At 63.4% G+C, this 9,469-nt stretch carries 10 protein-coding genes (1 of these 10 cut by a window edge); 7 read left to right on the plus strand and 3 right to left on the minus strand.

The window, feature by feature from the left end:
- Nucleotides 1–71, minus strand: the beginning of a protein-coding gene (locus EOC93_RS27605) for an alpha/beta hydrolase (protein ID WP_127206191.1). Its footprint begins 709 nt before the window's first position; only the first 71 of its 780 coding nucleotides appear in the window; the start codon lies at nt 69–71; its stop codon lies beyond the left edge, outside the window.
- A 133-nt stretch (nt 72–204) separates the two neighbouring features.
- Between EOC93_RS27605 and EOC93_RS27610 the strand changes: the two genes are divergently transcribed.
- The 5 genes from EOC93_RS27610 to EOC93_RS27630 all read left to right on the plus strand — a co-directional run bounded on the left by EOC93_RS27610 (nt 205) and on the right by EOC93_RS27630 (nt 7,165).
- The gene (locus EOC93_RS27610; RefSeq protein WP_127206192.1) at nt 205–1,134 is read left to right on the plus strand and encodes a LysR family transcriptional regulator; all 930 of its coding nucleotides are present in this window, start codon (nt 205–207) and stop codon (nt 1,132–1,134) included.
- A 195-nt stretch (nt 1,135–1,329) separates the two neighbouring features.
- Complete coding sequence (locus EOC93_RS27615) at nt 1,330–2,484, plus strand: efflux RND transporter periplasmic adaptor subunit (protein ID WP_127206193.1); 1,155 nt, start codon at nt 1,330–1,332, stop codon at nt 2,482–2,484.
- Nucleotides 2,484–5,615 carry an efflux RND transporter permease subunit gene (locus tag EOC93_RS27620; protein ID WP_127206194.1) on the plus strand — a complete coding sequence of 1,044 codons (3,132 nt, stop codon included), beginning with the start codon at nt 2,484–2,486 and terminating at the stop codon, nt 5,613–5,615. Before EOC93_RS27615 ends, EOC93_RS27620 begins: the two co-directional genes overlap by 1 nt.
- A gap of 213 nt (nt 5,616–5,828) precedes the next feature.
- Nucleotides 5,829–6,644 carry an SDR family oxidoreductase gene (locus tag EOC93_RS27625; protein ID WP_127206195.1) on the plus strand — a complete coding sequence of 272 codons (816 nt, stop codon included), beginning with the start codon at nt 5,829–5,831 and terminating at the stop codon, nt 6,642–6,644.
- 26 nt (nt 6,645–6,670) lie between these two features.
- A complete protein-coding gene (locus EOC93_RS27630; RefSeq protein ID WP_029348059.1) occupies nt 6,671–7,165 on the plus strand; it encodes a MaoC family dehydratase in 495 nt (164 codons plus the stop codon).
- 5 nt (nt 7,166–7,170) lie between these two features.
- On the opposite strand, the gene EOC93_RS27635 is transcribed toward EOC93_RS27630, so the two are convergent.
- Nucleotides 7,171–7,872 (minus strand): hypothetical protein, encoded by a 702-nt coding sequence (locus EOC93_RS27635; protein ID WP_127206196.1) that lies wholly within the window; start codon nt 7,870–7,872, stop codon nt 7,171–7,173.
- 209 nt (nt 7,873–8,081) lie between these two features.
- On the opposite strand from EOC93_RS27635, the gene EOC93_RS27640 reads away from it, so the two are divergent.
- Both EOC93_RS27640 and EOC93_RS27645 read left to right on the plus strand, forming a co-directional pair.
- Nucleotides 8,082–8,726, plus strand: coding sequence for a TetR/AcrR family transcriptional regulator (locus tag EOC93_RS27640; protein ID WP_127206197.1), 645 nt, complete (start codon nt 8,082–8,084; stop codon nt 8,724–8,726).
- A 221-nt stretch (nt 8,727–8,947) separates the two neighbouring features.
- Complete coding sequence (locus EOC93_RS27645; protein WP_127206198.1) at nt 8,948–9,190, plus strand: DUF680 domain-containing protein; 243 nt, start codon at nt 8,948–8,950, stop codon at nt 9,188–9,190.
- An 86-nt stretch (nt 9,191–9,276) separates the two neighbouring features.
- Here the strand turns inward: EOC93_RS27645 and EOC93_RS27650 are convergent.
- Nucleotides 9,277–9,469, minus strand: a 193-nt coding sequence (locus EOC93_RS27650) for a hypothetical protein (RefSeq protein WP_127206199.1), incomplete at its 5' end; no start/stop codon positions are given.

The raw sequence follows: 9,469 nt of genomic DNA on the forward strand, positions 1-9,469 counted from the left end.
ACGCTCTGCGCACCGGCAGCAGTTGCCGAAAGCGTCAGCGCACCGACGGCGATCGCTAGGGATTTGATCATGGTAGTCTCCAGTTGGGTTTGCTGTTGATAGGACAATCATGATCTACCCCCAAGGATGTCGCTTGTTTATCGAGCGGATTCGGACATCAATGTCTCAAAATGAGAGACAATCCGAATTTGCTGGAGGCCCCATATGCTGCGCGACTTCAGCGATACGGTCGCTTTCGTAAAGGTGGTGCAGGAAGGGAGCTTCACTGCGGCGGCGCGCGTGCTCAAGGTGCCGAAGACACGGGTCAGCCGGAAGGTGCAGGAGCTGGAATCCAGACTGCGGACACAACTGCTGAATCGGACAACGCGCAGCCTGAAGTTGACTGAAGCGGGAGCGGTTTATTTCCAGCACTGCGAGCGAGTGGTGAAGAATCTGGAGGATGCGGAGAACGCAGTGGCGGAGTTGCAGCAACATCCGCGCGGGTGGCTTCGGATTACAGCCCCGTACTGGCTGGCAACTCGCGTCCTCGCGCCGCTGCTCACCGAGTTTCGCCGCTTCTATCCAGAGGTGCTCCCGCAATTGCTTCTTGGGCACGAGGTCGTCGACCTTGTCACCAAGGACATCGATGTCGCTTTCCGGCTCCAGGAAGGCACCCTGCCCGATTCCATGCTCGCGGCTCGGCGGCTCGGCGCGTTGCCGATGGGCATCTATGGAGCCCCGACCTACCGGGAACGTGCAGGAACGCCGCAGCATCCGTCGGAGCTGGCGGAGCATGCCTGTCTGTTGACAGAGTTTTATTTCAATCGTCCGGCAGTAGAATGGCCACTATCGAGCGGCGGCGAGCGGTCCCGGTTCAAAGTACGAGCAGTGGCCGTCGCCAGCGATCCAGAGGCTCTTCACGGGTTCCTGCTGGAGGGAGTTGGTCTGTTCATGACCAACCATGTGCGCGTCAAGTCGGACGTTGCCGCTGGAAGACTGGTTCGTGTCCTGACCGAGTGGGCAGGGCCAGAACCGACCCTCTATGCGATCCGGCCAGGAGGCGGCGTTCAGCCCCCCAAGGTTAAAGCATTCTTGGACTTTCTCATTCCGCGGCTCGACTTGAAGAAGATTGATAGCAAAGGGAGCCACATCTGAAGCCGGCGGCAGCCGGCCGATCCAATTTGACCCAAGCGTAGCCCTTATCAACGTTACACCGATTTAATGTGCAAGCGAGTGGGAGAATTGCCATAAAGCTTTGATATCGACGAGTCATCCTGCGTGTCGGAGTGTGCCGTCGCGTCTACTTCACCTTGGGAACCGTAGACGGTATATTTGCCAACCGGAGCGCCGATGGCCACCTGGAAACAGATCGTTTTTGCACTTGTGATCCTCGTCGCGGCCGCGGCCGCCTGGGTTCGCTTTTTTCCAGGCGCGCCGGATGTGCTGGCGCGCTGGGGCATCGACTGGGTTTATGCCGCAACGCCACCAACGGGCGCCGTCGATAAGGCCGGGCAAGCAGGCAGCGGCAACGCCGCCGGCCAGAGGGTGACCATCGTCGCGTTGCCGGCGGCCGCGGCCGTCATCAACGATCGCCTGCAGGCAATCGGCACTGGCCGCGCCAACGCCTCGGTGACGGTCAATCCCTACAGTTCCGGCCGCCTCGTTGAATTCGTGGTCGAGTCCGGCGCCCATGTCGAAAAGGGGCAGGTCATTGCCACCCTCGATTCCGACACCGAGGTGATCGCACAGGACCGCGCCAAAGTTGCTTTGCAGGATGCGCAGGCCAAGCTCGTCCGGGTCAAATCGCTGCGCGCATCCAACGCCGCGACGGCGGTCGCCGTTGCCGATGCCGAAGTGGTGCTGGCCAATGCCAAGCTGGCGCTTCGCGATGCGGAACTGGCCTTGCAGCGCCGCTCGATTGTCGCGCCGATCGCCGGCGTCGTCGGCATCCTGCCGATATCAGCCGGCAACTATGTGACCAGCCAGTCGGCGGTCGCCACCCTCGACGACCGCTCCAGCATACTGGTCGAATTCTGGGTGCCGGAGCGCTTCGCCGCCGCCGTCAAGGTCGGCGCACAATTGTCGGCGACGCCGATCGCCAACCCCAACAAGGCCTATACCGGCACGGTTTCCGCCATCGACAACCATATCGACGAAGCCAGCCGTACTCTTCTGGTCAAGGCAAAGATCGCCAATCCAGCCGATACGCTGCGTGCCGGCATGTCTTTCCGGATCACCATGAAATTTCCCGGCGACAGCTATCCGGCGGTCAGTCCGCTGGCGATCCAGTGGGGTTCGGACGGTGCCTATGTCTGGGCGGTCGCGGACGGCAAGGCCAAGCGGGTGGCCGTGCGTATCATCCAGCGCAACACCGAGACCGTGCTGATCGACGCCCCGATCGTCAGCGGCGACATGGTGGTGACCGAAGGCACCCAGAGCGTCAGCGAAGGCGGCGAGGTCGCCATCGCCGGCGAAGAACAGCGCGCCGCGGACGCCGACGGCTGATGACCGCTTCCAACAACGCCGCCAGCGACACAGGCTTTACCGCGCTATTCATCCGCCGGCCGGTGATGGCCTTCGTCTTGAACACGCTGATCGCGGTCGCCGGCCTTGCCGCCTTCTACGGCGTCGAAATCCGCGAGCTGCCGGATGTCGATCGCGCCGTCGTCACCGTTAACACGACCTTTGAAGGCGCGGCGGCCGAGACCGTCGACCGCGAATTGACCGACGTGATTGAGGGCGCGGTCGCCCGCGTCTCCGGTGTGAAGTCGATCTCGTCCACCTCGTCCTTCGGCACGAGCCGCGTCACCATCGAATTCAACGACGGCGTCGACCTCGACGTCGCCGCCTCCGATGTGCGCGATGGCGTCGGCCGCGTCGCCGACCAGATGCCGGACACGGCGGATGCGCCGCGCATCGTCAAGGCCGATGCCAATTCCGAGCCGGTGATGCGGCTGGCGGTCACCTCCGACACCATGTCGGTGCAGGACATGACAGTGCTGGTCCAAGACCAGATCGAGGACGAGCTTGCCGCCGTGCCCGGCGTCGCCGACGTCCAGGTCTATGGCGACCGCGACAAGATCTTTCGCATCGATGTCGACCAGAACAAACTCGCCAGCCTGGGCTTCACCGTCGCCGACCTGAGGGCAGCGCTGGCCTCGGTCGCTTTCGATTCGCCGGCCGGCTCGATCACCACGACCAACCAGGACCTCATCGTGCGCACGACGGCGGACGTGACCACGCCGGAGGAGTTCGAGAACATCATCATCGGCGGCACGACCCGCATCCGCGACGTCGCCACCGTCACGCTTGGCCCCGACATCGGCCAGACCACATTGCGTTCAAACGGCAAGACTGGCATCGGTCTCGGCATTATCCGCCAGGCGGAATCGAACACGCTGGATATTTCGACTGGCGTCAGGGCCGCCGTCGACAAACTGCAGGCAGACCTGCCTCAGGGCATGTCGATCAAGGTCACCAGCGACGATGCGGTCTTCGTCAACGGCGCGGTGCATGAGGTCGAGATCGCCCTCGGCCTGTCCGTCTCCATCGTGCTGATCGTCATCTACGTGTTTCTCCTCGACTGGCGCGCGACGCTCATTCCGGGGCTTGCTATGCCGGTCGCCATGATCGGGACGATCGCCGCTATCTATCTCGCCGGCTTCTCGGTCAACATATTGACGTTGCTCGCCCTGGTGCTGGCGACGGGCCTGGTCGTCGACGACGCCATCGTCGTTCTGGAAAACATCGTGCGACGACGCAACCAAGGCATGGGACCACGCGCCGCTGCCGTGCTCGGCGCCCAGGAAGTGTTCTTCGCCGTCATCGCCACGACGCTGACGCTGGTCGCCGTCTTCGTGCCGATCTCCTTCCTGCCCGGGCAGACCGGCGGCCTGTTCCGCGAATTCGGCTTCGTTCTCGCCATATCGGTGCTTCTGTCCGCCGTCGTGGCGCTGACGCTTTGTCCGATGCTTGCCTCACGCATGCTGTCGGCCGCGCCGCTTCACCACGAAGGCGGCAGCGGCATCGGCGCCCGCATCGGCGGCGCGCTGAACACGCTCTACCGGCGCTGCCTGCGCATCTGCCTCGACGCGCCGTGGATCGTGCTTCTGGTCGCGCTGCTGTTTGCAGCCACCGCCTTCACGCTGTTTGGCACGATCCGCCAGGAACTGACGCCGACCGAGGACCGTGCCGTCGTGCTCATGCGCGTCGACGCGCCGCAAGGGGTCAGCCTCGACTACACGACGCAGCAGATGGAGAAGATCGAAAAACTGATCCAGCCGCTGCGCGATTCCGGCGAAATCCGCAACACGTTCGAGAGCGCCGGCCGGAACGGCGCCTACAATGCCGGCTTCATGGTCATGACGCTGGCGCCTTGGGACGAGCGCACGCGCAGCCAGCAGCAAATCATGGCCGACATCAGCCGGCTCACCCGGCAGGTGCCGAGCGTGCGCGTCTTTCCGATGCAGCCCAACAGCCTCGGCATTCGCGGCGCCGGCAATGGCCTGCAGTTCGCGCTGGTCGGCAACAATCGCGCGGCACTCGGCGACGCTGCGGTGAAGATCATCGCCGAGATGCAGAAGGATCCCCGCTTCCAGTCGCCCCGGCTCTCCGTCGACCCGACGCAACCCCAGCTTTCCGTAGCCATCGACCGCGAGCGCGCTTCGGACCTCGGCATCGACATCACCGGGCTTGCCGACACTTTCCAGGCCATGCTCGACGGCAATGATGTCGTCGACGTCTATATCGCCGACCGCAGCTACGGGGTGAAGCTCGTCTCGACGACCAACCCGATCAACGATCCAACCGACCTGGAGAATATCTTCCTGAAGACGGCCGACGGCCGCTTCGTGCCGATGTCGACCATTGCCACGCTGACCGAGCGCGCCGTGCCGCCTTCGCTGACCCGCGAGCAGCAACAGCCGTCGGTGGCGATCACCTCCAACCTCAGCGGCGATTTCGCGCTCGGCCAGGCGCTCACCCGCGCCGAGGCAATCGCCACGCCGCTCCTGCCGCCGGGCAGCCGCATCGTCCCCTTGGCCGAGGCGGCGACGCTGGGCGAAACCAACAGTGCCATGATCACCATCTTCGGGTTCTCGCTGGTCATCATCCTTTTGGTGCTCGCCGCCCAGTTCGAGAGCTTCGTCAGCGCGGTCATCATCATGGCGACAGTGCCGCTCGGCCTCGCCTGCGCGATCTTTGCCCTTTTGCTCAGCGGCACCAGCCTCAACGCCTACAGCCAGATCGGCCTAGTGCTGCTGGTCGGCGTCATGGCCAAGAACGGCATCCTGATCGTCGAGTTCGCCAATCAGTTGCGCGACCGCGGGCTTGGCGTGCGCGAGGCGATCGAGCAGGCCTCCACCATCCGGCTGCGGCCGGTGATGATGACGATGATCTGCACCGTGCTCGGCGGCGTGCCGCTGGTGCTGGCGAGCGGCGCCGGCGCCGAGGCGCGTATCGCGCTCGGCTGGGTGATCGTTGGCGGGCTGGGCCTGGCCACCGTCTCGACGCTATTCCTGACCCCGGTCGCCTATCTCCTGCTCGGTCGCTTCGTCACACCCAAGGTGGAAGAGGCATCACGGCTGAAGCGCGAGCTCGAGGAAGCCGCCTACACCAATGTCGAGCCGGCGGAGTAGGTTCAGGTCAGGCCGCCTTCAGCGGGCGTTTCGCAATCATTCGGCAGCTGCATCCCGATGAACACCGTGCCGTTGGGCTTCGTCAGCTCAGACGGCACTCGGTCGCCTCGGCCTTGGCACTTTACCCGCGGCAGAGATGATCGTAGTTCGAATAGTCTTGTCAACGCGACGCCGCCCCCCGGGGCCGCGAAGCAAAGGCGCGGAGACCCTACAATGAGCTATCTGGACGAGCTGTTTTCTGTCGCCGGCAAGACCGCGCTGGTGACCGGGGCTGCGACCGGCATCGGCCGCATGGCGGCGACCGCTTTAGTCAGGGCTGGCGCCACCGTGATGATCGCCTCGCGCAAGGGCGAGGATTGCATCAAGGTTGCCGGCGAATTGAACGGCCTCGGCGGCTCCGGCCGGGCCGAGGGTTTTTCCGGGGATGTTTCCAGCGAGGCTGGCATCGCGGCGCTGGTCGCCGAGGTCAAGGCACGGACGGAGCGGCTGAACATCCTGGTCAACAATGCCGGTGTTTCCTGGGGGGCGCCGCTGGAAAGCTTCCCCTACCATGCCTGGGCCAAGGTGTTCGGCGTCAATGTCACTGCCGTCTTCCATCTGACGCGCGAGCTTCTGCCGCTGCTCGATGCCGCCGCCAGCGACGCCGATCCGGCCCGGGTGATCAATCTGGGTTCGGTGATGGGCACACAGCCGCTGGCCGACGACGCTTATTCCTACTCTGCCTCCAAGGCTGCGGTTCACCATCTGACGCGCACGCTTGCGATCGAGTTCGCCGCCCGTCGCATTACCGTCAACGCCTTCGCCCCCGGGCCCTTTCAGAGCAGGATGACCGCCTTCGCCACCGCGACCGAGGAACAGGCCAACCATGTCGGCGGCCATGTTCCGCTTCGTCGCATCGGCGCGCCGGATGACATTGCCGGCGCAACGCTCTATTTGTGCAGCCGTGCCGGCAGCTATGTCACCGGCGCCATCCTGCCGATCGATGGCGGGCAGTCGGTGCAGCATGGGCTGACACTGTTCAAGGAATGAAGCCGCTCGCGCTCCGGACGGTTGAAATGGAGGACATCAGCGTGGAACCGATCAGTCTCGATGTGCTTCTGGCCAGCGTCGGCAAGGAAGTCGGCGTGTCGCCGTGGCGGGTGGTCTCGCAGCGCATGATCGACCAGTTCGCCGATGCCACCGACGACCACCAGTTCATCCATTGCGATCCGGAGCGGGCCAAGCGCGAGACGCCGTTCGGCGGCACCATCGCGCACGGCTTCCTGTCGCTTTCGTTGCTGTCGGCGATGACCTTCGAGACCATGCCGCCGCTCGAAAACAGCAAGATGGGCGTCAATCATGGCTTCGATTCGCTGCGCTTCCTGGCGCCGGTGAAGACCGGCGCGCGCATCCGCACCCGTTTCGTGCTGGCCGACGTCAAGGTCAGGCCATCGGGCTGGGTGCAGACGGCGCATGACGTGACCATCGAGATCGAGGGTTCGAAAAAGCCGGCCCTGACCGCGCGCTGGCTGACGCTGACCCTGATCGAGCGCCAGCCAGAGGCGGCATAGACGGCTCAGCGAGCGTCGCTGGAGACGAACTTCATGTGCCGGCCGATCTGCAGAGCGATGTAGACGACCAGTGAGCAACCGATCGGAAACACGATCTCGTTGAGGCCGGTTGCGATCGCCTGCGGCAGGGCAAGCGCGACGTCCTTCGCCGCGGCCGTCTCGATCGTCAGCACCGTGATTCCGCCGCCGAACACCGCTCCTATCAAGGCGCCTGCCAGCGCGAAATGGAGCGGACGGGGTTCTTCCTTCGACGCCAGCGAGGCCAGTATCCAGCCGAGCAGGCCGTATTCGATCGCCCGCAGCACCCCCAACGTCGTGAGCGAGAGGATGGCCGGCTTTGCGGCCGCATCAAGCGCACTTACCATGACCTTTTGCGTCCCCTTGGCGATGCCCATCGCCAGTGGCGCCGAGATCGCGCTGATCAAGCCGCCGAGCGAGGCTCGCACCTTGGCGAGCGCCGTGCCGAGGCTGACGCCGGCGCAGACGAAGAACGCCCATGTCACGTCTTGCGCCAATTCGATCAGGACCTGGGTGGTAGCCGGGTGGGAGCCTGCTGCAAATCTGCCAGCCAGAATAAGGGCCTCCATAGCGAAGCCGAGTGCGATCGCCAACCATGCAACCATGACGACTCGCCTGAGCGCCAGCCTGGCACCATGAGAAAGTGGATCCACGTCCGACACGCCGGACGAAAGCTCAGTCGTGGCCATATCGGCCTCCCCAAAACGGAAATTTTTGCAGAGCCGCGAACTATCGGTCGTTTGTAACGGCCCGATGTTGCCCGTTTGGGTCGGGGTAACACCTCACGTGAGAAGAAAACGGGCATGTCGGAACGCTCAAGCTGGTTTTGACAGCGCCTTGTCCGTTTCCGTACAGCGTATATAATTTAGCCAACCACCAACGGATAAAGGCAGGCAAATTGCAGCTCAGCGTCCAGACACGCCGCGAGAAACAAAAGGCCGAACTGCGCTCCGAGCTTGTCGATGCGGCGCACAAGCTCGTGCAGGAGGAAGGCTATGAAGGCCTCACCATCCGCAAGCTGGCCAAGCGCGTCGGCTATGCTCCGATGTCGGTCTATTCCTATTTCGCCGACAAACAGGACATCTTGTTCGCATTGGCCGAGGATGCGTTCGAGACTCTGGCAAAGCGTATCGAGGATCATCCGGCCGACGATCCGATCGAGGCGCTGCAGGTGATCATGACCGAATACGCGGCCTTCGGCCTCGGCAATCCCAACGAATACCGCACGGTGTTCATGACGGAAAAGACCAGACCGCCGGAAGGTAGGACCTTCGCCGAGATGCAAGAGGGCAACCCGTTGATGAAGGTGCTGATCAGCAGAGTCGAGGCCTGCGTTGCCGCCGGCAGGCTCAAGGGCGACCCACGCGCCATCGCCACCATGCTGTGGGCGGTCGGCCACGGCACGATCTCGCTGCTGATCACCTTTCCATTTTATCCGTTCGGCGATCAGCAGGCTTTCGTGAAGCGGATGTGCGACTTCACGCTTGCCGGGCTGACCACGCAGGACGTGCCGCCGCTGACCGAAACGCCGGTCAACTGCTGAAGGGGTGATTCGGTTTCGGATAGTTGAAGATCTTGTACGGCACGGGTGAATGGCGTCCCATGCGCAACTCGGCGCGTGCCGGCGAATACGATTCCCAACATTCAAATAAAATTGTTCGTACATGTACGACTTCCGGCTTGAACCCCGCGACTGTCGGGCGTATATGTACGCTACACCGTACATGTACAAAAAAGTTCAGCCGCCGAAACCGGAGACAGACAATGAAAAAGACAATCCTCACCTTCGCGGCCGTCCTGGCATTGTCGGGCGCGGCCCTCGCCGGCCAGAGTCAGCCCGGCAAGCAGGCGCCGGCCGCCTGCGCCGACACCAACATCAAGCTCGATTGCGGCACGACCGGATCGGTGGAAAAGGCAGGCTCGGTCACTCGCGATGGCTCTACTGAAAAAAGGGAGCCGCGACTCGGCATCGACATCGATCCGTGGATCGTGCCCAGCACGTTCTGAGGTTCGAAAGCAAAAGGGCGGCAGGAAATCCTGACCGCCCGTTTTCGTGGCCATTTCAGCCCGGCTCCGCTGGAGCCTGATGGAAGCTATTTCCTGCGCTTCCTCATTCCGGCCACGATCTTGGCCTTGCCGGGCCTTGCGGGAGCGCCGGAAATGGAAGTCCCGGTGATCGACACCGGATCGCTGGCCGGAAACGTGTCCTCGAGCCCTTCCTCGAGCTCCTCTTCGATGTTTGATTCTTCGTGCTTCTCGTGTTCGAGAGAGCGCACGGCCGACGTC

The sequence above is a fragment of the Mesorhizobium sp. M6A.T.Ce.TU.002.03.1.1 genome (genome assembly GCF_003997275.1).
Lineage (GTDB): Bacteria > Pseudomonadota > Alphaproteobacteria > Rhizobiales > Rhizobiaceae > Mesorhizobium > Mesorhizobium mediterraneum.